Origin of the sequence: Mycobacterium sp. (genome assembly GCF_040509115.1) — a bacterium.
Lineage (GTDB): Bacteria > Actinomycetota > Actinomycetes > Mycobacteriales > Mycobacteriaceae > Mycobacterium.
In genome coordinates, this window is the sequence record NZ_JBEVLO010000028.1 from 1 (window position 1) to 22521 (window position 22521).

Annotated in this window: 21 protein-coding genes; 13 read left to right on the plus strand and 8 right to left on the minus strand. The window is 68.4% G+C overall.

The window, feature by feature from the left end; genetic code table 11:
- From ABW137_RS02405 to ABW137_RS02420, 4 genes are all read left to right on the plus strand, one after another.
- The coding region (locus ABW137_RS02405) for an Rv0361 family membrane protein (RefSeq protein WP_526396514.1) at positions 1-414 on the plus strand (414 nt) is incomplete at its 5' end.
- A gap of 19 nt (positions 415-433) precedes the next feature.
- Positions 434-865 carry a rhodanese-like domain-containing protein gene (locus ABW137_RS02410; RefSeq protein ID WP_526396516.1) on the plus strand — a complete coding sequence of 144 codons (432 nt, stop codon included), beginning with the start codon at positions 434-436 and terminating at the stop codon, positions 863-865.
- Positions 862-2091: an O-succinylhomoserine sulfhydrylase gene (locus tag ABW137_RS02415; RefSeq protein ID WP_526396518.1), complete on the plus strand. Its 1230-nt coding sequence runs from the start codon at positions 862-864 to the stop codon at positions 2089-2091. Before ABW137_RS02410 ends, ABW137_RS02415 begins: the two co-directional genes overlap by 4 nt.
- A gap of 219 nt (positions 2092-2310) precedes the next feature.
- Positions 2311-4953, plus strand: a complete 2643-nt coding sequence (locus tag ABW137_RS02420; RefSeq protein WP_526396520.1) for an AAA family ATPase — start codon at positions 2311-2313, stop codon at positions 4951-4953.
- Here the strand turns inward: ABW137_RS02420 and ABW137_RS02425 are convergent.
- Positions 4940-5791 (minus strand): SDR family NAD(P)-dependent oxidoreductase, encoded by an 852-nt coding sequence (locus tag ABW137_RS02425; RefSeq protein ID WP_526396522.1) that lies wholly within the window; start codon positions 5789-5791, stop codon positions 4940-4942. The two genes, ABW137_RS02420 and ABW137_RS02425, sit on opposite strands and share 14 nt — an antisense overlap.
- A gap of 177 nt (positions 5792-5968) precedes the next feature.
- Here ABW137_RS02425 and ABW137_RS02430 point away from each other — a divergent pair, with 177 nt between their 5' ends.
- From ABW137_RS02430 to ABW137_RS02440, 3 genes are all read left to right on the plus strand, one after another.
- Positions 5969-6484: a GNAT family N-acetyltransferase gene (locus ABW137_RS02430; RefSeq protein ID WP_526396524.1), complete on the plus strand. Its 516-nt coding sequence runs from the start codon at positions 5969-5971 to the stop codon at positions 6482-6484.
- 31 nt (positions 6485-6515) lie between these two features.
- Positions 6516-7643 carry an LLM class flavin-dependent oxidoreductase gene (locus ABW137_RS02435; RefSeq protein WP_526396526.1) on the plus strand — a complete coding sequence of 376 codons (1128 nt, stop codon included), beginning with the start codon at positions 6516-6518 and terminating at the stop codon, positions 7641-7643.
- A gap of 70 nt (positions 7644-7713) precedes the next feature.
- Complete coding sequence (locus ABW137_RS02440) at positions 7714-8004, plus strand: hypothetical protein (protein WP_526396547.1); 291 nt, start codon at positions 7714-7716, stop codon at positions 8002-8004.
- Positions 8005-8044: 40 nt separating this feature from the next.
- On the opposite strand, the gene ABW137_RS02445 is transcribed toward ABW137_RS02440, so the two are convergent.
- Positions 8045-8782 (minus strand): MBL fold metallo-hydrolase, encoded by a 738-nt coding sequence (locus ABW137_RS02445; RefSeq protein ID WP_526396528.1) that lies wholly within the window; start codon positions 8780-8782, stop codon positions 8045-8047.
- Between the two features lie 138 nt (positions 8783-8920).
- Here ABW137_RS02445 and fgd point away from each other — a divergent pair, with 138 nt between their 5' ends.
- Complete coding sequence (gene fgd, locus ABW137_RS02450; protein ID WP_526396530.1) at positions 8921-9931, plus strand: glucose-6-phosphate dehydrogenase (coenzyme-F420); 1011 nt, start codon at positions 8921-8923, stop codon at positions 9929-9931.
- 7 nt (positions 9932-9938) lie between these two features.
- On the opposite strand, the gene ABW137_RS02455 is transcribed toward fgd, so the two are convergent.
- Together ABW137_RS02455 and ABW137_RS02460 are read right to left on the minus strand one after the other, a co-directional pair.
- On the minus strand, positions 9939-10262 hold the full coding sequence (locus tag ABW137_RS02455; RefSeq protein ID WP_526396532.1) for a DUF732 domain-containing protein: 324 nt from the start codon (positions 10260-10262) through the stop codon (positions 9939-9941).
- A gap of 4 nt (positions 10263-10266) precedes the next feature.
- Positions 10267-10872 (minus strand): TetR/AcrR family transcriptional regulator, encoded by a 606-nt coding sequence (locus tag ABW137_RS02460; protein WP_526396534.1) that lies wholly within the window; start codon positions 10870-10872, stop codon positions 10267-10269.
- Between the two features lie 98 nt (positions 10873-10970).
- On the opposite strand from ABW137_RS02460, the gene ABW137_RS02465 reads away from it, so the two are divergent.
- The 3 genes from ABW137_RS02465 to ABW137_RS02475 all read left to right on the plus strand — a co-directional run bounded on the left by ABW137_RS02465 (position 10971) and on the right by ABW137_RS02475 (position 15088).
- Complete coding sequence (locus ABW137_RS02465; RefSeq protein ID WP_526396536.1) at positions 10971-11702, plus strand: SDR family oxidoreductase; 732 nt, start codon at positions 10971-10973, stop codon at positions 11700-11702.
- Positions 11703-11789: 87 nt separating this feature from the next.
- Positions 11790-13922, plus strand: a complete 2133-nt coding sequence (gene pta / locus ABW137_RS02470) for a phosphate acetyltransferase (RefSeq protein ID WP_526396538.1) — start codon at positions 11790-11792, stop codon at positions 13920-13922.
- On the plus strand, positions 13919-15088 hold the full coding sequence (locus ABW137_RS02475; RefSeq protein WP_526396539.1) for an acetate/propionate family kinase: 1170 nt from the start codon (positions 13919-13921) through the stop codon (positions 15086-15088). Before pta ends, ABW137_RS02475 begins: the two co-directional genes overlap by 4 nt.
- Positions 15089-15153: 65 nt before the next feature.
- Here ABW137_RS02475 and ABW137_RS02480 read toward each other — a convergent pair whose 3' ends face one another.
- The 3 genes from ABW137_RS02480 to glnX form a co-directional block, all read right to left on the minus strand.
- Positions 15154-17343: a tetratricopeptide repeat protein gene (locus ABW137_RS02480; protein ID WP_526396549.1), complete on the minus strand. Its 2190-nt coding sequence runs from the start codon at positions 17341-17343 to the stop codon at positions 15154-15156.
- A gap of 131 nt (positions 17344-17474) precedes the next feature.
- The gene (locus tag ABW137_RS02485) at positions 17475-18446 is read right to left on the minus strand and encodes a glutamate ABC transporter substrate-binding protein (RefSeq protein ID WP_526396551.1); all 972 of its coding nucleotides are present in this window, start codon (positions 18444-18446) and stop codon (positions 17475-17477) included.
- A 74-nt stretch (positions 18447-18520) separates the two neighbouring features.
- Entirely contained in the window at positions 18521-19840 is a 1320-nt protein-coding gene (gene glnX / locus ABW137_RS02490) for a protein kinase G-activating protein GlnX (RefSeq protein WP_526396541.1), read from the minus strand.
- Positions 19841-20053: 213 nt separating this feature from the next.
- On the opposite strand from glnX, the gene ABW137_RS02495 reads away from it, so the two are divergent.
- The gene (locus ABW137_RS02495) at positions 20054-20575 is read left to right on the plus strand and encodes an NUDIX hydrolase (protein ID WP_526396543.1); all 522 of its coding nucleotides are present in this window, start codon (positions 20054-20056) and stop codon (positions 20573-20575) included.
- Here ABW137_RS02495 and thiE read toward each other — a convergent pair.
- Positions 20572-21276 (minus strand): thiamine phosphate synthase, encoded by a 705-nt coding sequence (gene thiE, locus ABW137_RS02500; RefSeq protein ID WP_526396545.1) that lies wholly within the window; start codon positions 21274-21276, stop codon positions 20572-20574. The two genes, ABW137_RS02495 and thiE, sit on opposite strands and share 4 nt — an antisense overlap.
- A gap of 155 nt (positions 21277-21431) precedes the next feature.
- On the opposite strand from thiE, the gene thiO reads away from it, so the two are divergent.
- On the plus strand, positions 21432-22521 hold a 1090-nt coding region (gene thiO / locus ABW137_RS02505; protein ID WP_526396553.1), incomplete at its 3' end, for a glycine oxidase ThiO.

Below are 22521 nucleotides of genomic sequence, written 5' to 3' on the forward strand. Positions count from 1 at the left end.
GCCGACCGCCCGACCCTCGCCCCGGTCCTCGGCGGGTTGGCGGTCTTCGCGCTCGTCATCCTCGGAATCGTCCTGTTCAACGTGTTCGGGTCGGACACCACGACACCTGGGGACCAGGTGGCGAAGGCGGCCGTCGGGCAGAACGACGCGATGCAACGCCAGGACTACGGCAAGTTCCGTGACTTCACCTGTCGTGCGAAGCAGGGGTCCGAGGCGGACTTCCTTGCGCGCCAACGGGATTCGGTGACCAAGAACGGTGAGCGCTATCTCGACGACGTCACCGACATCAGCGTCGACGGTGCGCGCGCGTCGGCAACGGTGACCTATCACTTCGACAAGACCGCTGAGACGAAGACTCCCGGCGAGGTGAGCTTCGTCCAGGAGGACGGAGCCTGGAAGGTTTGCACCGGCTAGATATGGGACACTCGCGGTCGTGAGTTATGCGGGAGACATCACCCCTGAAGAGGCGTGGAAGCTGTTGGCGGACGATCCCGAGGCCGTGCTGGTCGACTGTCGCACCGAGGCCGAGTGGCGCTTCGTCGGCGTCCCCGACGTGTCCTCGCTGCGCCGCGACGCCGCTTCTCCAAGAGACGTCGTCTACGTCGAGTGGAATCGCTCCGACGGTTCGCACAACGACCGCTTCGTCGACGATCTGGTCTCCGCCGGGGTGACTCCCGGTGAGCGTCCGGTGGTCTTCCTGTGTCGCTCAGGCAATCGCTCCATCGGTGCGGCCGAGGCCGCCACCGGGGCGGGGATGACGCCGTCCTTCAACGTGCTCGACGGGTTCGAGGGCAACCTCGACGAGGCGGGCCATCGCGGAGCAAGCGGCTGGAAGGCCGTCGGCCTGCCGTGGAGGCAGTCATGAGCGAACCAGTGCCGAGCGTCCGCATCCCGAAGGCGTTGCCCGACGGTGTCAGCCAGGAGACCATCGGGGTTCGTGGCGGCCTGCTGCGGTCCAACTTCGAGGAGACCTCCGAGGCCCTCTACCTGACGTCGGGCTACGTCTACGCCTCGGCGGCCGACGCGGAGAAGGCGTTCACCGGTGAGATCGACCGGTACGTCTACTCGCGCTACGGCAACCCGACGATCTCGATGTTCGAGGAGCGCCTTCGGCTGATCGAGGATGCGCCTGCGGCGTTCGCGACGGCGTCGGGCATGGCGGCGGTGTTCACCGCCCTCGGTGCCCTCCTCGGTGCCGGAGATCGACTGGTCGCCGCCCGTAGCCTGTTCGGCTCCTGCTTCGTGGTGTGCAGCGAGATCCTGCCGCGCTGGGGCGTCGAGGTCGTCTTCGTCGACGGCGAGGACCTCGCGCAGTGGGAGGAGGCACTGTCGGTGCCCACCCAGGCGGTGTTCTTCGAGACGCCGTCCAACCCGATGCAGTCGCTCGTCGACATCGCCGCGGTGTGCGACCTCGCCCACGCTGCGGGCGCAAAGGTGGTGTTGGACAACGTCTTCGCCACACCGCTGCTGCAGCAGGGCATGCCGCTTGGGGCCGACGTCGTCGTGTACTCCGGTACCAAGCACATCGACGGCCAGGGCCGGGTGCTCGGGGGCGCCATCCTCGGCGACAAGGAGTACATCGACGGCCCCGTACAGAAGCTGATGCGCCACACCGGTCCGGCGATGAGCGCCTTCAACGCGTGGACCATGCTCAAGGGCCTTGAGACGCTTGCCGTTCGGGTGAACTACTCCAACAGCTCGGCGCAACGCGTCGCGGAGTTCCTCGAGGGGCATCCGTCGGTGTCGTGGGTGAAGTATCCGTTCCTGGAATCCCACCCGCAATACGACCTGGCCAAGCGGCAGATGCGCGGCGGTGGCACGGTCGTCACGTTCGAGTTGGCCAGCGCCGGTGGTTCGGACGCGGCCAAGCAGCGGGCGTTCGAGGTGCTCGACAAGCTTGCGGTGATCGACATCTCGAACAATCTGGGTGACGCCAAGTCGCTGATCACGCACCCGGCGACGACCACCCACCGCGCGATGGGTCCAGAGGGTCGCGCGGCAATCGGCTTGGGCGACGGGGTCGTTCGAGTCTCCATCGGGCTCGAGGGCACCGAGGATCTGATCGCGGATCTGGACCAGGCGCTCGGGTAGGTCGCCCACCGACGAGTTCGTCACGCCATCGGGGATCGAGGTGCCCGGGGAACTGGACGGGACGGTGGAACCGGCCACGCGGATCTGGCGCACCGATCCGGAGTGGCCGCACGTCATGATCTGATCGAGGGTGACCGGCCGGGCGACGCGGTGCCCGACTTGCACCGACACCCCGCCGTTTGATCACGGCGATGCCGTGGGGGCGGTTATAGTTTGGCCGTGATCAGCGGTGATTCGCTGAACGGGCGGGAAACGGAACTGGCGGAACTCGGCCGTGCCCTTGGCGGATCCTCCGAGTACGCGGGGGTGGTGATCGCCGGGGCGGCGGGAGTGGGCAAGACACGGCTTGCCAAGGAGCTGATGGCGCGCGCGGGCGCGAGGACCAGCTGGGTCGTGGGCACCGAATCGGCCCGCCCGATTCCGTTGGGGGCGTTCACTACAACACTTAGCAGCGAAGCGATGACGGCGATGGCAGCAACCGCTCCAAGCGTCCGGCGGGTCATCGATTCGCTGGTGGGCCCCAGTGGTGGCCGGCGCTTACTCATCGGTGTCGACGATGCGCATCTGCTCGACGGGTTTTCGGCGCACGTCGTTCACCACCTTGCCCAGACCCGTGAGGCCCGCCTCGTGGTGACGCTGCGCACCGGCACCGATCAACCGGACGCGGTGACGGCGTTGTGGAAGGATGGTCTCCTGGCGCGGCTGGATCTGAATCCGTTGTCGGAGAGTGCAAGTCGCAAGATGGTCGAGGACCTGCTCGGTGGTCCGGTGACGGCCCGCAGCGCGGAGCGGTTCCATCAGCTCACCGGCGGCAACCCGCTCTACCTGCAGCAGTTGGTCAGGGACCAGGTGGCGGCCGACACGATCAGGACCGCGGCGGGCGTTCGAATGTGGGACGGCGGCGTCGCCGTGTCGCAAAGCATGGGCGATCTCGTCGGCAACCGATTGAACCGGTTGCCATCGGATCTCGCCAGGGTGGTCGACGTGCTGTCGCTGTACGAGCCGTTGGAGGCCGGGATTCTCGCCGATCTGGTGGGATCCGACTGCCTGGCAGCGGCCGAACGCATGCACCTGATCACCGTCGAGCGCTCGGCGGTGGGGCTGACCGTGCGGCTGGCGCACCCCCTGTTCGGCGAACTGCGGCGCGCGGCGGTCGGCGAACTGCACCTGTCGACGGTGCGCGGCGACCTGGCGCGGCGACTGTCGACGGACACCGATCGTGAGCCGCAGGCCACGGTGCGCAGGGCGCTCCTGGTGCTCGAATCGAACCTGCCCCAGGAGCCGCTTCTGTTCCTGACCGCCGCCAGGCACGCCATGAGGCTGCTCGACCTCGACCTGGCGGACCGATTCGCCGCGGCCGCTGCCGCGCTCGGCTCGGTGGAGGCCGTCGAGCTGCAGGCGATCAACCGGTTCCTCGCAGGCCAGGGCGCAGCGGCGGAGGAACTGCTCGGCGAGCTCGCGACGCGCGGCGGCGCCGGCCATCACCGGTGGTCCACCGTGCGGGCCGCCAATCTGATCTGGATGCTCGGAAGGCCCGCCGAGGCGGCGCGCATCCTCGGTGAACTCGCCGCGGGGGCCGAGACCGAGGCCGAGCGGGCGGAACGGTTCGCCATCGAAGCGTGCGTCGACGCCGTCTTCGCCCGGGCTGCGGCAGCCGAGCAGAAGGCGGCCGCGGCGCTGAGCTTCGCCGCGCTGTCGGATCTCGGGGCGATGCTCGCGGCCGTGGCCATGGTGATGGCCTGCGGTGCCCTCGGCCACGTCGATGAGCTCTCGGCGGTGGCGCCTGCCGCACTCGACCGTGCGACGAACTCGTACGAGTCGTCGCACCTGCGGTTCTGGGCAGCGGGTGTCTACGCCAGGGCGTGCAGGCTGACCGGGCGCATCGAGCAGGTGCACGACGCTGCGGAGGTGCTGTCGGCTCTGGCCAAGGACGTGCCGTCGCTGGCGTACGCCAACCTGGTCTTCCTGCTTGGCAGCGCCGAACTGATGCGGGGCGACCTGCGGGCGGCAGCGACGATGCTGCGCGAGGCCCTCGCGGGTGTGGAGGACCAGGGCATCACGACGGGATTGCGCCCCGCATGCACGTTCGCGCTTGCGGAGCTCTACGCCAAGCTGGGGGACGCCGACGCGGCCGCGGCGATGCTGGCGGAGGCACGTCGGGGGGTTCCGCCCGACTTCCTGTTCATGCAGACCGGGTTGGCGTTGGCGACGGGTTGGACGCAGGCGGCAGGCGGATCGCTCGCCGAGGCCGTCGACACGGTCCTTGTCGAGGCGGGGACGGCACGCAAGCGGGATCAGCCCACCCACGAATTGGCCTGTTTTCAAGCCGCCCTGCAGTGGGGGGCCGTCGACGGATCGGGCGACATCGTCGTGCGGACCCGCGAATTGGCGCAACGCCTGGCGCTTCCGTTGGCCGAAGCCGTTGCGCTGCATGCTGAATCGTTGCGCTCCGGCAGCGGCGACGGGCTGCGTGCCGCGGCGGGCGCCTACCTGGCGATCGGCGACCGGTCCACCGCGGCCGACGCCGAAGCACAGGCGGCGGTGGCGTTCATGGCCGCCCAGCACCGGGGCAGCGGGCTGTTGGCCGCGTCGACGGCCGACGGGTTGGCCCGCGCCTGCGGCGGCCTCAACACGCCTGCCATTCGCAGTGCCGCGACGCCGGTGCCACTCACGGGCAGGCAGCGCGAGATCGCGGAACTGGTCGCGGTGGACCTGACCAATAGGGACATCGCCGACCGGCTGTGCATGTCGGTGCGGACCGTCGAGGGGCACGTGCTCCGGGCGTGCCAGCGGGTCGGCGTGTCCACCCGCGCCGAATTGGCCGCGATCATGCGGGCTCGCGGCGGCCCTACTTCTCGATGACGCCCTGGGCGGCCTGTGCCCGTGCCTCGTAGGCTTGCCGCGCCGTCTTGTCGAAGTCCAGGAACACGTGGTCGTTGCCCATCTGCTTGGACAACCAACGCCGTCCGCGCGGCCCAAGCATCGACGTGACGGCGCCGACGAAGCGCAGCGGCGTGGGGACCGACACGTGGGTCTTGGGCTTGTCGAGCGCCTTGACGATGGCGTCGGCGATGTCCTCGGGTTGGACGGGCTTTTGAGCGCCGGTGTTCTTCGTCCCCGCGATGAGTTCGGTGTTGGTGAACGTCGGCAGCACGACGGTCACCTCGACGCCCTGCGGGGCGAATTCGTCGGCCATCGCCGTGGACAGGCCGACCACCGCGAACTTGGTGCCCGCATAGACCACCTGGCCAGGGACGGCGACCATGCCGGCCATCGACGCGATGTTGACGATGTGACCCCGGCGGCGTCGAACCATCTCGGGGAGCACCAGCTGGCATCCCGTGAGGACGCCGTAGAAGTTGACCTCGATCGACGAGCGGATGGATTGCTCGGTCTGCTCGAGGAACGGGCCGACCGGCATCACGCCTGCGTTGTTGATCAGCACGTCGACGTGGCCGTCTCCATCGGTGCGCGCCTTGTCGAGGAACACCTCGAACGATTCCCGGTCGGTGACGTCGAGCGGATAGCCCGTGACCTGGCCGAACTTCGCCAGGCCCGCGACGGCCGTCTCGAGTACCGCGACGTCACGATCGCCGATGACGACGCGTGCGCCGCGGGCCAGTAGCGCCTTGGCGGTGGCGTGCCCGATACCGCGTGCGGCGCCCGTGATCGCAATGGTCCTGCCCCTGATGTTGTCCACGAAACCAAACTTTACATGTGTCAAGTTCTGATTCGAAGCGTGAGTTCGCGGCGCTGAACTTGGAATCATGCTGAGGCAATGCCCGATCGGGGTCCCCATCTGGAATGCGGGCGGGCGCACGACGTTGGACCATGTCGTGAGGTCGGCAAGGGTGGTAGGTCTAGAGCGGTGTCGAGAATGGGGGTGATGTCCCTGTCCACGGTGACTGGCTTGCGGTTCGTGGCGGTTGCCCAGGACGATCCCCTGGCCGAACCGCTGCTCGCCGAGCTCGCCGACGAGTACGCCACCCGCTACGGCAGCACCGCCGACAGCATTTCGACGTGGCTGCGGGGTTACCCGGCCGAGGAGTTCGCCCTGCCGACCGGCGGCATGCTGATCGGACTGCTCGGCGGACCCGTCGGCGACCGGCCGGTGACCGGCGGCGCGTTCCGCCGGTTCGACGCAGAAACGGCCGAGCTGAAACGCATCTGGACCGATCGCGGGCACCGTCGCCGTGGTCTGGCCAAAGCGCTGCTCGTCGAGCTCGAAGCCGAGATCACGCGCCGCGGCTATCGGCGGGTGTATCTGACCACCGGTGACCGCCAACCCGAAGCCGAGGCGCTCTACCTGAACACCGGCTACCGCAGACTGCCCGAGCCGTTACCCGCCGAGGGCGAGGTCTACCCGATGGCGTTCCTCAAGGACCTGGCGTGACACAGCCCCCGACCCCGAAGGTGATCCAACCGTGAACGTGCCCCTGTCCATCCTCGACCTCGCGCCCGTGTCGCAGGGCGCCAACGCCCCGACCGCGCTGCGCAACACCGTCGATCTGGCTCGCCACGCCGAGCTCTGGGGGTACCGGCGCTACTGGCTTGCCGAGCACCACTTCGTGTCGGTCGCGAGCTCGTCGCCCGTCGTCCTCATCGGTCAGCTCGCCGCGGCGACCCAGCGGATTCAGGTCGGGGCTGCCGCCGTGCAGCTGGGCTACACCACTGCCGTTGCGGTGGTCGAGAGCTTCGGCATCCTCGACGCGCTGTACCCGGGTCGGATCGACCTCGGCGTGGGCCGGTCGGGCCAGCGGCGGCGCGATGCCGCCGCTGCGCCAGCCAAGAAGACGGGTCCGGCCGCATCCGGGCCGCCCCCTAGCTGGCGGGAGGTCGACGGGGTGGTGATCCCGACTCCGTTCGACATCACTGCCATGTTGCAGAACCCCCGTCTGCGCGCCAGGTCGTCGGTGCTGCAGCAGCCCGACGCCAATGCGCCGGACTTCGGCGACCAGGTGGCCGACATCCTCGCGCTGATCGACGGCACCTTCCGCGTCGACGGTGTCGAGGCGCACGCCACACCGGGTGAGGGTTCGGCTCTGCGACCGTGGGTGTTCGGCAGCAGCAAGGGTCAGAGCGCTCAGGTGGCCGCCGCCAACGGCCTGCCCTTCGTCGCGAGTTACCACATCACCCCGGCGACCGCGCTGGATGCAATCGAGCTGTACCGCAACGCCTTTCAGCCGTCGGAGGCGCTGCGCGAGCCCTACGTCGTCGTGTCGGCGGACATCGTCGTCGCCGACGACGAGGCCACCGCGCGGCACCTTGCGTCCACCTACGGGCACTGGGTGTACGCCATCCGTCAAGGCGACGGCGCGATCCCGTACCCGGACCCCGACCTCAGTCAACCGTTGACTGCTGACCAGCAAGAGGTCGTGAAGGACCGTACCGCAACCCAATTCGTCGGCGATGCCGATCAGGTTGCACACCGGCTGGATGCACTGCAACGCCTCTCCGGGGCCGACGAGCTCGTCATCACCTCCGTCACGCACGGCCACGCCGACCGGCTTCGTTCCCACGAGCTGATCGCCAAACGGTGGGTGACGTCCTGACGGGCGGATCCAACCCAGTCTCACGTAGCGGGGACATCCCGACCGGTCGGACGGCTACGCTTCAAAGGTGCTGTCGCAGCTGACGGTGGGCTGGTTGATACTGGTGGCCGCGATCGTCGCGTTCGCTGGTGGATTCGGGTTGCGCTCACTGGTCGCGCGAAAGCGGCAGTCGGCGTTCGTGCGCCGTTTCGTGCGGGGCGCCAGGGAGTCCCGCTTTGGCAGGGTGATGTTCGGGCCCGTCGCGCATGACGCCCTCGACGACGAGGAGCTCGACCAGATGATCTTGATGCCCACGATCATCGTGGCGTGCGGCTTGTGCCTGACGTCGGTGTTCCTGCTCGGCTACGAAGTGCTCACTTGAGGGATTGAATTCGATTCTCCTGCAAGGGAATCAGGGCGCGTCATCGCGCGGCCTGTTCGGCGGCTTCCCTGACGGGTCCGCGCCACACGGGCCCGTGGCCCGGCAGCAGGACGTCGGTGTCGAGCATCCCCAACGCCGCGAGGCTGCGCACGCATTGGTCCTGGTCGTGGTTGAACAGACCGGGGAGCAGTTGTGGCCCGCGGATGGTGGAGACGGGATGCGCGGTGACCAGCGCGTCGCCGCTGACCAGTACCCCGTCGACGATGTAGGAGCAGTGGCCGCCCGTGTGACCGGGACTCGGAATCGGCATCGGCGTGCCCGGCAGTGCGGCCGCGACGTCCTCGGTGAGCGCGTGAGCGGTCGGAATGCCGTCCCTGGTCAGGGCGCCGACCCTGGCGATGTTGAGCGACCAGGTCAGGTAGCGGGGCAGCCAGGCCTTGGCGGCCAGGTCGAGGGGAGACACCTGCTCCAGGTACTCGCGATGCGCGTGGCCGACCTCGTCTGCGTGGCAGAAGACCGGTGTGCCATGGGTTTTGGCCAGCCAGATGGCCGTACCGAAGTGGTCGACGTGGGCGTGTGTGAGCAGCACCGCGTGAATGTCGCCGACGTCGAAGCCAAGTTGGCGCACCGAGGCGAGCATCTGGTCGCGTTGACCGGGGAAGCCTGCGTCGATGATCACCACACCGTTGCCGTCGGAGACGAGGGTCCAGTTGACGAGGTCGGTCTGCACGAAGTGGATGGTGTCGGTGATCTGCTCCAACCGGATTGAGGTCGCCACGCGGCCAGTCTAGGCGGGGGGAAATCGTCGCCGAAAACCCAGCCGACGGAATACGCCGCTGCTCCGAGGGGTAGAAACATACTGTGCGGACGCGAGATGAGCCGCTTGCGCGAAGACCAGGGTCAGGAGCAATGGGACATGGCTGAACTCAAGTTGGGATACAAGGCGTCGGCGGAGCAGTTCGCCCCACGCGAGCTCGTCGAACTGGCCGTGGAGGCCGAGGCGCACGGGATGGACAGTGCGACGGTCAGCGATCACTTCCAGCCGTGGCGACACGAGGGTGGACACGCGCCGTTCTCGTTGGCGTGGATGACGGCGGTCGGCGAGCGCACCAAGCGACTGGTGCTGGGCACTTCGGTGCTGACGCCGACGTTCCGGTACAACCCGGCGGTGATTGCCCAGGCGTTCGCCACCATGGGTTGCCTGTATCCCGATCGGATCTTCTTGGGCGTGGGCACCGGAGAGTCGCTCAACGAGATCGCCACCGGGTACGAGGGTGAGTGGCCGGAGTTCAAGGAGCGCTACGCGCGGCTGCGCGAGTCGGTGCGCCTGATGCGCGAGCTGTGGCTGGGCGACCGCGTCGACTTCGACGGCGAGTACTACAAGACCAAGGGCGCCTCGATCTACGACGTGCCCGAGGGAGGCATCCCGATCTACATCGCTGCTGGCGGCCCGCAGGTGGCCAAGTATGCGGGTCGCGCGGGCGACGGCTTCATCTGCACGTCCGGCAAGGGCGAGGAGCTCTACAAGGACAAGCTCATCCCCGCGGTGAAGGAGGGCGAGGAAGCGGCGGGCAAGGCCCCCGACGCGATCGACCGGATGATCGAGATCAAGATCTCGTACGACACCGATCCGGAGTTGGCACTGGAGAACACCCGGTTCTGGGCGCCGCTATCGCTGACTGCCGAGCAGAAGACGAACATCCACGACCCGCTGGAGATGGAGAAGGCCGCCGACGAGCTGCCCATCGAGCAGGTCGCCAAGCGCTGGATCGTCGCCTCGGATCCCGACGAGGCCGTCGCGAAGGTGAAGGACTACGTGGACTGGGGCCTGAACCATCTGGTCTTCCACGCCCCCGGCCACGACCAGCGGCGCTTCCTCGAGCTGTTCCAGCGTGACCTGGAGCCGCGGTTGCGCAAGCTCGGCTGAGCTCCGGCTAGCCCCTTGGGCAGTACGAACTCTCGGCGGCCGCCACCAGCGCAGCGGCCTGCTGAGGTTGGACGCCCGGCTTGTTCTGGATGATCAGGGCGGCGATCGACCTCTTGGAATTGGCCTTGAGCTGCGTGCAGATCTGGTGGCCGACCATGATCATCGAGTCGTCGCCCTGCGGGCAGTCGAAGGCACTCTCACCGCAGGCCAGGCCATTGGCCTTCAGTAGGTCGAGGTACTGCTGGTCGTTCGCGTCGGCCTGCGCTGGGCCCGCAGTGGCGAGCGATACGACGACGGACACCACCAGGATGGCCAACCGGGACCTTTGCACACGATCACCTTAAGTGTTGGGTTGCCGCAACTCGGTGCTCCCCCGCGAATACCCCCGCGGTGGCCAGGGCGACGCGATGGCGAGCCCGCCCCGGATCGTCGCCGAAGCGGTCGATCGCCCACGAGATCGCGGTGACGAGCTCGAACAGTTCGGCCGCCGTGACGGAGCCCGACGCCGATCCGTGGTCGCGGGCTCGGTGGAGGAAGTCCCTGGTGCGGTCGACGAGTCGGGTGGAGAAATCCTGCACGGGGGAGCTGGCGTCCTCGATGGCGGTCGCGATGCAGGTCGGCAGGTCGTGCCAGATTCGGAGTCGCCACGCGAGTCGATACAGCCATTCGCGGAGCCCGTCATCGGCAGGCAGGTCGCGTTCGAGGCCCTTCGACTCGTGCAGTAGGTCGCCGAAGCTGTCCTCGATGACGGCGGCGAGCAGGTCGTTCCTCGTGGGGAAGTTTCGGTAGAGGGTGGCATTTCCGACGCCGGCGGCGGTGGCGATCCCGTCGATCGGCGCGAAGATCCCTGCGGCCTCGAAGGCCGCGCGGGCGGCGCGCAGGATTGCGTCGCGGTTGCGCTGGGCGTCGGCGCGAAGGGGTCGAGCGGTCCGTGCGGCCATCGACGTCCTCCGTTCCCTTGCAAAAGTGGGGACTCTCCCCACATAATCAAGTGGGGACGAACCCCACTTATCCCACGACCCTAACAGCAGGAGCGACGATGGCGGAGCGGCTCGACGATCGGACAGTGCTGGTGACAGGAGCCAACGGCGGGCTCGGGCGGGAGTTCGTGCAGCAGGCCCTCGACCGTGGCGCGCGCCGGGTGTACGCCGCCGCACGTTCGTCACGGAGTTGGACCGACGATCGAGTGGTGGCGTTGCCTCTCGACCTCACCGATGCGCGCTCGATTGCCGACGCCGCCCAAACGGCGTCGGACGTCGACCTCGTCGTGAACAATGCGGCGATCGCCCCCGAGGACGACGCGTCGATCGCTGCTGGCGACGACGACGTTGCGCACCGGGTGTTCGAGACCAACTTCTTTGGCACCCTTCGCGTCACGACGGCATTCGCTCCCGTGCTGGCCGCCAACGGCGGCGGCGCGATCCTCAACGTGCTGTCGCTGGCGGCGTGGCTTCCGGTGCCGACGGCGTACGCCGCATCGAAGGCGGCCCTGTGGTCGGCCACGAACGCGACCCGTGCCGAACTGGCGGCTCAACGGACCAGCGTGACCGGCCTCATCGTCGGGATGATCGACACGCCGATGTCCGCACGATGGGAGTTGCCGAAGGTCAGCGCGGCCAGCGTGGTCGCGCAGGGGTACGACGGGGTCGCCTCAGGCGCATTCGAGGTCCTCGCCGACGCCGACTCCCTGGACGTCAAGGGGCGCTTGAGCGGCAGCTCCGAGGAACTCAATGCCTACCTCGCCGAGAGGCTCGCCGACTTCGAACCGTAAGAGTCACCGGGGTTGCGCACCGACTGACTCGGTGAACACTTCGGCGAGGCAGTGGCAGCGGATAGCTGGATGAGGAAGGGTGGGGGCGTGGCCGACACTCCCCAAAGCTCCCCGGTTTCCGCCATCTACATCGCCTCACCGGAGGGGGACACCGGAAAGTCGACCATCGCGTTGGGCATCCTGCACCGGCTCGCGGCGACGGTGGCGAAGGTGGGAGTGTTCCGGCCGATCACCCGTGTTTCGCGGGGGCAGGAGCGCAGTGACCGGGGCGATGGGCCTGGCGAGGATCGCGACTACATCCTCGAACTGCTGCTGGCGCACACCACGGTGGGCCTCTCCTACGACGAGTGCGTCGGCGTCGGGTATCAGCAGCTGCACGACGATCCGGAGTCGGCGCTCGCGGACATCGTCGACCGCTACCACCAGGTCGCCGAGCGCTGTGACGCCGTGCTGATCGTCGGGAGCGACTACACCGACGTCGCGTCGCCGAGTGAGCTGTCGGTCAACGCCCGCATCGCCGTCAACCTCGGCGCTCCCATCGTGTTGGCCGTGCGGGCCGCCGGACGCACTCCCGACGACGTCGCGCACGTCGTCGAGCTCTGTCTGTCGGAGATCGCCGGGCAACACGCCCACACCGCCGCCGTGGTCGCGAATCGTTGCGAGCCAAGCGAACTCGACGCCGTCGCGTCGGCGCTGAAGCGCACCGCGCCGGACGGGGTGAACTGCTACGTGCTGCCAGAAGAGCCACTGCTCGTTGCGCCGTCGGTCGCCGAACTCCGCGACGCCGTGCGCGGCGAGGTCATCAGCGGCGACGACGATCTGCTCTCGCGGGAGGCGCTCGGTGTGCTGGTCGCCGGGATGACCGCCGAGCACGTGCTGGAGCGGCTCACCGACGGCATGGCGGTCATCACCCCGGGCGACCGGTCCGACGTGGTGCTGGCGATGGCGAGCGCACATGCCGCAGAGGGCTTTCCGTCGTTGTCCTGCCTGATCCTCAACGGCGGGCTGGCACTGCACCCGTCGATCGCGGCGTTGGTGTCCGGGTTGGGGCTGCGGCTTCCGATCATCGCGACCGACCTCGGCACCTACGACACCGCGCGCTCCGTCGCGCAGGCCAGAGGTCGGGTCACGGCGACCTCACAACGCAAGATCGACACCGCGCTCGACCTGATGGACACCCACGTCGACACCGCCGAATTGATTGCGCAGCTGTCGATTTCGATTCCATCGGTGGTGACGCCGCAGATGTTCGCCTACCACTTGCTGGATCGCGCGCGCTCCGACCGCAGGCGCATCGTGCTGCCGGAAGGCGACGACGACCGCATCCTCCGGGCGGCCGGCAGGCTGTTGAAGCGGTCGGTCGCCCACCTGACCATCCTCGGCGACGAACCCGCGGTGCGGGCGCGCGCCGCCGAACTCGGGGTAGACCTGGCCGACGCCGTCGTCATCGATCCGAGAACCAGCGAGCTGTGCGACCAGTTCGCCGAGCAGTACGCACAACTGCGCAAGCGCAAGGGCGTCACCGTCGAGCAGGCGCGCGAGACCATCCACGACGTCTCGTACTTCGGAACCATGCTGGTGCACAACGACATGGTCGACGGCATGGTGTCCGGTGCCACGCACACCACGGCGCACACGGTGCGCCCCGCCTTCGAGATCATCAAGACGATGCCGGACGTCTCGACGGTGTCGAGCATCTTCCTGATGTGCTTGGCCGACGAGGTGCTGGCATACGGCGACTGCGCCATCGTTCCCGATCCGACGGCCGAACAGCTCGCAGACATCGCGATCTCGTCGGCCCGCACGGCCGCCCAGTTCGGAATCGACCCGCGGGTGGCGATGCTGTCCTACTCGACCGGCACGTCCGGCACCGGCGCCGACGTCGACAAGGTCAGGACGGCCACGGAACTGGTGCGCGCCCGCGAACCCGATCTCCTCGTCGAGGGCCCGATCCAGTACGACGCCGCGGTGGAGCCCTCCGTCGCCGCCACGAAGATGCCCGATTCGCCGGTCGCCGGACGCGCGACGGTGCTGATCTTCCCCGACCTGAACACCGGCAACAACACCTACAAGGCGGTGCAGCGCAGCGCCGGTGCGATCGCCATCGGGCCGGTGCTGCAGGGGCTGAACAAACCGGTCAACGACCTGTCCCGCGGTGCACTGGTGGAGGACATCGTCAACACGGTGGCCATCACGGCGATTCAGGCGCAGGGCAAATGAGCGCCGCGGACCCGAGGAGCAATGCGGGATCGGTCCTGGTCCTCAACTGCGGCTCGTCGTCGTTGAAATATGCCGTGGTGGAGCCGGATTCGGGTCGACAGGTGGCCGACGGCATCATCGAGCGCATCGGCGAAGGCGACGTCGTCGACCACGAAGCAGCCCTGCGGGCGGTCTTCGTCGAACTGTCCGAGGCGGGCTGCGACCTCGACGAGGCCGATTTGATCGCGGTTGGGCACCGGGTCGTGCACGGTGGGCCGGACCTCTACCGGCCGACGGTGGTCGACGACGCATTGATCGCCACCCTGAAGGAGTTGTCTCCGCTGGCGCCGCTACACAATCCGCCCGCGATCCTCGGCATCGAGGTCGCCCGCAGGGTGCTGCCGGATCTTCCACACGTCGCGGTGTTCGACACGGCCTACTTCCACAATCTGCCGCCTGCCGCGGCGAATTATGCGATCGATCGGGAGTTGGCCGCGCAGTGGCACATTCGCCGCTACGGCTTTCACGGTACGTCGCATCAGTACGTCAGTGAGCAAGCTGCGGTGTTCCTCGACGCGCCGCTGGAGTCGCTGAACCAGATCGTGCTGCACCTGGGCAACGGGGCGTCCGCGTCGGCGATCGTCGGCGGTCGTCCGCAGGACACGTCGATGGGGTTGACACCGATGGAGGGCCTGGTGATGGGGACGCGGTCGGGTGACGTCGACCCCGGCGTGATCATGTACCTCTGCCGTGAGGCGGGGATGAGCATCGAGGACGTCGAGACGATGCTCAACCGCCGGTCGGGCGTGCTCGGCCTCGGCGGCAAGATCGACTTCCGGGTGTTGCACCAGCTCATCGACGAGGGCGACGAGAACGCTCAATTGGCCTACCAGGTCTACATTCACCGGTTGCGCAAGTACATCGGCGCATATCTCGCGCTGCTGGGCAACACCGACGTCATTACGTTCACCGCGGGCGTCGGCGAGAACGACGCCATGGTGCGGCGCGACGCGCTGAGCGGTCTTGCGCCGCTGGGCATCGAGCTCGACGAGCATCTCAACGACAGCCCCGCCCGCTCGCCGCGGCGCATTTCGTTCGAGACGTCGCCCGTCAAGGTGCTCGTCATCCCCACCAACGAGGAATTGGCGATCGCCCGCGGGTGCATCGGGGCGATCTCGGCCCAGTGAGGCGTCGTGTCCGGGCGCATCGCGGTGAAGCGCGGGCAACTGGTGCGCTCGCGAAGCCGCCAGTGCTAGAAGGTGCTCATCGGGCGCACACTGTTGGCCAGATCGACCAGCGCGTAACGGTGTTCCTGCGTCGGCGCGACACGGGCCAGACCGCGCAGTGACGACTCGACGCCGAGCCGCAGGCCGTGCTCGGTGAACGGGAAGCCGAGGATGTGGTTGGTGCTGGCGGTGTTGTCCGCCAGCCAGTCCATGGCCGTGCCGAGAACGAGCGCGCGGATCTGCAGCACCCGCGGTTCGGTGTCCGGCAGCACCTCGACGCGGCGGGCGGCGTCTCGGATCTGCGATTCGGTGATCTCGCTTCCGGACCGACCGGACAGCAACGTGACGGCGCTGGTGAGCCGTGCCGTCGTGAAATGCCTTGACGTGGCCGGGACCTGATCCAAGGTCGTGACGGCCTGGTCGCGCTGGGCGCCGGCGGACTGCGCCCGGGCCAGGCCGAAACCCGCCGAGATGATGCCGTTGTCGGTGTTCCAGACGGTCTTGTAGAAGGTGCGTTCGTCGGAGGACCCACACAGCTCGGCGGTCGCCGCCAGAGCCAGCTTGGGGGCGAGCTCGCCGGGGAGGGTGTCGAGCACCTCGGTGAAGTGCTTGGTGGCGGATTCGTAGTCGGCGGAGAGCAATTCGGCGACGGCGCGGAACCACACCAGCCGCCAGCGCCAGCCGACACGATCGGACAGGTCGTCGAGTTTGCGGTTGGCCTTCGCGACGTCGCCGAGGTCGAGCAGCGCACGAACCTCCATGAGCGGCAACTCGATCGACTCGGTCAGATCGATGCCCTCGGAATCCAGCGATCCGTGCCTGGCCGCCCGAAGCGAGTCGAGTGTCTGAACGGGCTGGCTCATCACCGTCGCCGAAAGTATCGGCGCGCCAACGTCCGCCGGGTCGACCAACGGCACCTGAAGGGCCTTGACGATCTCCTGCGCGGTCAGCTTCTCGGAGTGCACCTGCCCATCCAGGTAGACGTCGGTGTGGGCGACCAGAAGGTCGACGCCGAAGGTGGACCGCGACGGGCTGAACACCGTCGAAAGACCTGGGCGCGGTGTGCCGAAGTCCCTCGCGACCACCTCCCGCAGCACGCCGATCAGCTGGCCGGACATCTCCTCGGCGCTGGCGAAGCGGCGACGCGGGTCGGGATCGATGGCTCGCCGCAGCAGCCTGCCGAACGAGTCGTACCGTGCGAGAACCGGATCGTCCTCGGGCAGCCCGTCGTCATATCGGCCGTTGCGGGTCCGCAGCTCCAGCGTCAACGCGGCGAGGGTCCGGCCGACGGTGTAGATGTCGGTGGCGACGGTGGGACCGGTCTTGACGATCTCGGGCGCCTGGTATCCGGGTGTGCCATACAGGAATCCGTACGAGTTGAGCCGCGACACCGCGCCGAGGTCGATCAGCTTGAGCTGCTCCTCGGTGACCATGATGTTCTCGGGTTTGAGGTCGTTGTAGACCAGCCCGACGGAGTGCAGATAGCCAAGTGCGGGAAGGATTTCGAGCATGTAGGCGATCGCCTGCGCGACCGGCAGCCGGAACCCCTTGGCCTGCTTGAGCGACGTACCGCCGACGTACTCCATCACGATGTAACCGACGGGGTCGCCGTTCTTGTCGTCGTGCTCGACGAAGTTGAAGATCTTGACGATTCCGGGGTGGGTGACCTCGGCGAGGAACTGCCGTTCGGCCATCGCGATGGACTGTGCCTCGGCGTCACCGGAGTGCACCAGGCCCTTGAGCACCACCGGCCGGTCGTTGACGTTCTTGTCGAACGCCAGATAGATCCAGCCGAGCCCGCCGTGCGCGATGCAACCCTTGATCTCGTACTGGTCGATCACCATGTCGCCCGGACTCAGTTGCGGGAGAAACGAATACGGGCTTCCGCAGTGTGGGCACCAGCCCTCGGACAGGGCTTCGCCGTCGGAGGTGGAGCGGCCGACGGGCTTGCCGCAGTTCCAGCAGAACCGCTTGGCCTCGGCGACCACGGGGTTGGTCATCAGCGCTTCCAGCGGGTCCCTCTCCGGCACTCGCGGCACCTCGACCAGTCCGCCCCCGAGTCGTCGGATCGGCGACCACTGACGGGTCAGCATCGTCGTCTCGTGGGGTTCGGTCTCCCCGGTTGGCACCGAGATCTCGCCGGAGTCATCGAAGTTCGGCCGGAACACCGCCTGGGTGGCCTGCGGCCGCATGGTCGCCAGGGAGTCGTAGGTCATCGCCTCGGCGGGCTGGGTGCCCGGGTAGGCCTCGTCATCGGGGCCCGCCGCCGGGGCGGGGTCAGGGGAGTCGTCGGTGATCTCGTCGGTGATCGCTTCGGTCGGCTTGCCGGACTGCGGGTCGGCGGCCATCAGTCCTCGTACCTCGGCACGGGGGGCGCGGGAGCCGGTCCCAGCACCGTCAACCACTTGCGGTACAGCGTGTTCCACGTTCCGTCGCGCCGGACCCGATCGAGGGTGCCGTTGACGAACCGCACCAGACCCGGGTTGTCCTTGTTGACACCGATGCCGTAGGGCTCCTCGGCCATCGACGGTCCGACGATGTGCAGATACGGATCCTGGGACACCAGGCCTGCCAGGATCGAATCATCGGTGCTGACGGCGTCGACCTGACGTTGTTGAAGGGCCACCAGACAATCCGCCCACGTGACCACCTCGACGATCACCGGAGGCGGGGTGATCTCCTGGATGCGTTGCAACGACGTGGTGCCCTTCACCGCGCACACCCGCTTGCCCGACAGGTCGGAGGCCTGGGAGATGGCCGAGTCGCGTGGCGCGAGGATCCGTTGATTGGCCGACAGATATTCCGTCGAGAAGTTCACCAGTTCCTTGCGTTCGCACGTGATGCTCATCGTCTTGACGACGATGTCGACCTGGTTGTTCTGCAGGGCCGCGACGCGGTCGGCCGAGGACAGGATGCGGTACTCGACCTGTGACGGGGTGCCGAAGATGTCACGGGCCACCTCGCCGGCGATGTCCACGTCGAAACCGGTGATCTGTCCAGTGATCGGGTCTCGGAAGCTGAACAGGTTGCTTCCGATGTCGAGTCCCACGATGAGCCGTCCGCGGTTGCGGATGTTCTGGACGGCCTCCTCACCTTCGGCCTTGGTGGGGAACGGACGCAGGCTTGCGGTGCAGTCGTCGTCGTCGGCCTCGGGCGGCGGTGGGACGAGTTCGGGCGCCACCTCCTGCATCCCCGCAGGGGTCGGCGGCGCCAGCGTCACGCTCGGCACCTGGACCACGGGCGCGGACTGGCTACACCCGGCCAGTACCGCCACCGCCACCAGCAGCACCGCCACTCTGCTCTTCGCGCGAGCGCTCATCGTCCGTCTGCTCTTCGCGCGAGCGCTCATCGTCGCCACTCTGCTCTTCGCGCGAGCGCTCATCGCCATGCCACTCATCTGTACTCGCTCAATCTGGGCCACAGCCCGAGCCCCACCGCGATCGCGGCGATGATGCTGAGCGCGGCCGCACCGACCGTCGCCCCCGACAGCACGCGTCTGGCGTTGACGATGTCGTTGCGCAACTGCTGGCGGCTCTCCGCGATGCCCTTCGTCAATGCGGCGTCGAGCTTGTCGAACGCGGGCGTGGAGTCGTCCTCGCCCGTGCCGAGCGCCACCTGCGTCGCAGCCTGGTAGTTGCCGACCGCGATGTAGGCGTTGATCCGGTCGTCGGCGGCGCGCCACCGGCGCAACAACTGCTCGGCGTCGGCCAGATCCGCCTTGTCGATGGCGTCGTCACGACCGAGGTAGTCGGCCAACTGCTGCTGCATGGCGTCGATGCGCTGGTAGTAGGACTGCTTGCGGACGCCCTCGTCACCGCGGCGGATCAACGACAAGGTCTCGTCGGCCCGGGCCTGCTGGGCGGTGATCGCCATGCTGGTGACGGTCTTCAGCGACTCGGCGGCGGTGCTCTTGGCGCTGCGGCTGTCTGCGGTGGAGATCGTCAGCGCGGTGCCCACCCACACGATCATGACGAGCACCGCCATCCCGCCCGCGACGAAGCCGATGTTGACCCGGCGTCGCGTCCGTCGCGCCAGCCAACGGTTGGCGAAGGCCCCGAACATCAGCGTGGCAAGCACCACCAGGATCACCGGGGCCGGGATCCTGGTCGACGCCGTGGTCTCGACGTCGACCTGCTGGGACGTGCGCTCGTACAGTCGCTGGGCGTCGGGCAGGATCTGGGTCTGCATCAGGGACGACGCCTCGGACAGGTACGACGAACCGACGGGGTTCCCGGCGCGGTTGTTGGTCCGGGCCGTCTCGACCAACCCGGTGTAGACGGCGAGCTGAGCATTGATCCGCCCCAGCAGTCGCACCATCTCGTCGTCGGTGAGACCGCTGGAGGACCGGGTCACGGCGGCAGCCGCGTCGGTGATGGCCTGTTCGTAGCGTTGCCGGACGTCACGGGGTTCGGCGCCTGCGATGAATGCCGTCGCGGCCGCCGCGTCGGCTACCGAGAGGGTCGTATAGAGCTCGCCTGCCGCGAACGCCAGCGGCTCGGTGTGATCGAGAACGGTGGTCAACGCCTGCTGACGATTGTTGATCGTGGTCGACGTCGCGAACGCGCACGAAATCACCAGAGCGGCAAGGACGAAGCCGATGGTCAGAATGCGGCCAGGAGTGGTCCACAGGAACCACCACCGAGGGTGCGCTGGCGAGGTCGGTGACCGAGACGCCAGCGGTTCGGTAGAAGGGTGCGCCAACTCCACAGTCACCTGTGCGCGGACCTCTACTTTCGGTGCTCAATTCCCGACTCCTCAACTGTAAAGGAATTCTAAGAGCAGGGGGCGGGGCGCGCGGGACATTCCCAGAACCCTCTGCCCGAACCCCCATCACGCGACCACCGCGCCTACCCCACGCCTACCCCCACGGCGAGCGGCGCGAACTCGGCCCGCCCCAATTCCCGAACGCGCCCTATCCTGAAACGCGTGCGCGGCGACGGGGACGGTTGGGTCTTTTCGGACGACGGCGCTCAGTTCTGGGGCAGGCATGGCGCGGCGGGGCTGATGCTGCGTGCCCCGCAACCCGATGGCCGGGCCGCGGTGCTGCTGCAGCACCGCGCGCCGTGGAGTCATCAGGGTGGCACGTGGGGACTACCGGGCGGAGCCCGCGACAGCCACGAGACCGTCGAGCAGGCTGCCGTCCGCGAAGCTCACGAGGAGGCCGGGCTCACCGCCGATCAGCTGGTGGTGCGGGGGACGGTCGTCACCGCTCAGGTCTTCGGCTCCGGACGGCCCGCGTGGAGCTACACGACGGTGATCGCCGACGCGCCGGAACCGTTGGCGACGCTGCCCAACCGCGAGAGCGCCGAACTGCGCTGGGTCCCGGAGGACGAGGTGGCCGACCTTCCGCTGCATCCCGGGTTCGCGGCCAGCTGGGACCGGCTGCGCACGGAGTCGGCGGCCTATCCGTTCGAGACGCCCCTTCGGATCGACCGCGACCCCTGCTAGACGCGAGCCGTCACCGCCGCCCTCAGCCGGCTGGCCGCGGCGGCGGGATCCTCGGCCGCGGTGATGGCGCGGACCACCACGATGCGACGGGCGCCCGCGTCGAGCACCTCGGGGAGCCGCTCGGCGTCGATGCCGCCGATCGCGAACCACGGCATCGCGGTGGGCGACTGGGCCGCCGTGCGGACCAGGTCGAGGCCTGCCGCCGTTCGACCCGGCTTGGTCGGCGTCGGCCAGCACGGGCCGACGCAGAAGTAGTCGATCTCCGTCTCCGACGCGGCCACCGCGTCGGCCACCTGAGCGGGGTCGTGGGTGGACCGGCCGATCACCGGGCGGGGCCCGACGATGTCGCGGGCCACCCTCAGCGGCAGGTCACCCTGGCCGAGGTGCAGCACGTCGGCGCCCGAAGCCATGGCGATGTCGGCCCGGTCGTTGACGGCGAACAGGGCGCCGTGGCGGCGGGCCGCGTCGGCGAGGATCTCGAGCGCGGCGAGTTCGTCGCGCGCCTCGAGCGCGCCGAACGCCTCCTCGCCCGCCGAGCCCTTGTCCCGCAGTTGGATGACGTCGACGCCGCCCGCCAGCGCCGCATCGGCGAACTCGGCAAGGTCGCCGCGCTCCCGTCGCGCGTCGGTGCACAGGTAGAGGCGGGCATCGGCGAGGCGCTCGCGTGGGTCTTGGGCCGGTGGCGTGGAAGGACGTGACACACCGCGAACGTTAGCGACTGGCAGTACGCTTGACCACGCGACGCGGGAGTCCCGAGACCGGGGGCTGAGAGTGGGTGCGGTTCACCCTTACCGTCACACCTGATCCGGGTCATGCCGGCGTAGGAAGGAAGGCCTTGACTCCTCATTCGAATCCGATCGGGCGATCGCTGGCCGTCGTGGGCGGCGGTGTCATCGGCCTGTCGGTCGCCCGTCGGGCGGCGCTCGACGGTTGGTCGGTCCGCGTGCACCGCACCGATCAGCGGGGTGCATCGTGGGTCGCAGGCGGCATGTTGGCGCCGCACAGTGAGGGCTGGCCGGGGGAGGACCGGCTCCTTCGGATCGGGCTGGACTCCCTGCGGATGTGGCACGACGGCTTCCTCGACGGTCTTCCCGCCCAGGTCGTCACCGCCCGTGAGTCGCTGGTGGTCGCGGTCGACCGCGCCGATGCGGCAGACCTGGCCACCGTGCGCGATTGGCTGGCCGCTCAGGGGCATCCGGTGACCGCCACGACCGCGGCACGTGATCTTGAACCACTGCTGGCGCAGGGCATTCGGCACGGTTTCGTCGCGGAAACCGAACTGGCGGTGGACAATCGGGCCATGGTCGCGGCGCTCGCCGCGCATTGCGAAGGTCTCGGCGTCCGGTGGGCGCCTCCGGTGCGCACGCTGGACGACGCACGGGCTGACGCCGACTCCGTGGTGATCGCCAACGGCATCGACGCCCCCACCCTGTGGCCGGGGCTGCCGATCCGGCCGGTCAAGGGCGAGGTGTTGCGGCTGCGCTGGCGCCAGGGCTGTATGCCCGTGCCGCAGCGCGTGATTCGGGCCAGGGTGCACGGCAGGCAGGTCTACCTGGTCCCGCGCGGCGACGGCGTCGTCGTCGGCGCGACCCAGTACGAGCACGGCAGGGACACCGCGCCCGCCGTCGCGGGGGTGCGCGAGCTGCTCGACGACGCGTGCGAGGTGATGCCCGCACTCGGCGAGTTCGTACTCACCGAGGGCGGGCATCACCTCACATGCGTCGTCGAGGAGCTCCCGCACCCCCGCGACGGACGGCGCGGTGTCCCGGCCGTGCTCGTACTGGGTCGCGCCGACGACGACGCCGTCCGCGCGAGGCACCAGGTACACCTGCCGACCGTGGACCCTGGCCCGGATCACGCGCTGCGGCAACGGCATGCAGCCGCGGCGCCACCGCAGCCGCAACACCTCGCCCTTGACCGGGCGGATCGCCAGCCCCGGCCACAGG

What these genes read in the sequence shown, in the direction of transcription:
- ABW137_RS02475 (WP_526396539.1), top strand. Translation starts at nt 13,919, where the DNA reads ATGAGCGCCGCGGACCCGAGGAGCAATGCGGGATCGGTCCTGGTCCTC.
- fgd (WP_526396530.1), top strand. Translation starts at nt 8,921, where the DNA reads ATGGCTGAACTCAAGTTGGGATACAAGGCGTCGGCGGAGCAGTTCGCC.
- ABW137_RS02430 (WP_526396524.1), top strand. Translation starts at nt 5,969, where the DNA reads ATGGGGGTGATGTCCCTGTCCACGGTGACTGGCTTGCGGTTCGTGGCG.
- ABW137_RS02460 (WP_526396534.1), bottom strand. Translation starts at nt 10,872, where the DNA reads ATGGCCGCACGGACCGCTCGACCCCTTCGCGCCGACGCCCAGCGCAAC.
- ABW137_RS02465 (WP_526396536.1), top strand. Translation starts at nt 10,971, where the DNA reads ATGGCGGAGCGGCTCGACGATCGGACAGTGCTGGTGACAGGAGCCAAC.
- ABW137_RS02415 (WP_526396518.1), top strand. Translation starts at nt 862, where the DNA reads ATGAGCGAACCAGTGCCGAGCGTCCGCATCCCGAAGGCGTTGCCCGAC.
- ABW137_RS02485 (WP_526396551.1), bottom strand. Translation starts at nt 18,446, where the DNA reads ATGAGCGCTCGCGCGAAGAGCAGAGTGGCGGTGCTGCTGGTGGCGGTG.
- ABW137_RS02480 (WP_526396549.1), bottom strand. Translation starts at nt 17,343, where the DNA reads ATGACCTACGACTCCCTGGCGACCATGCGGCCGCAGGCCACCCAGGCG.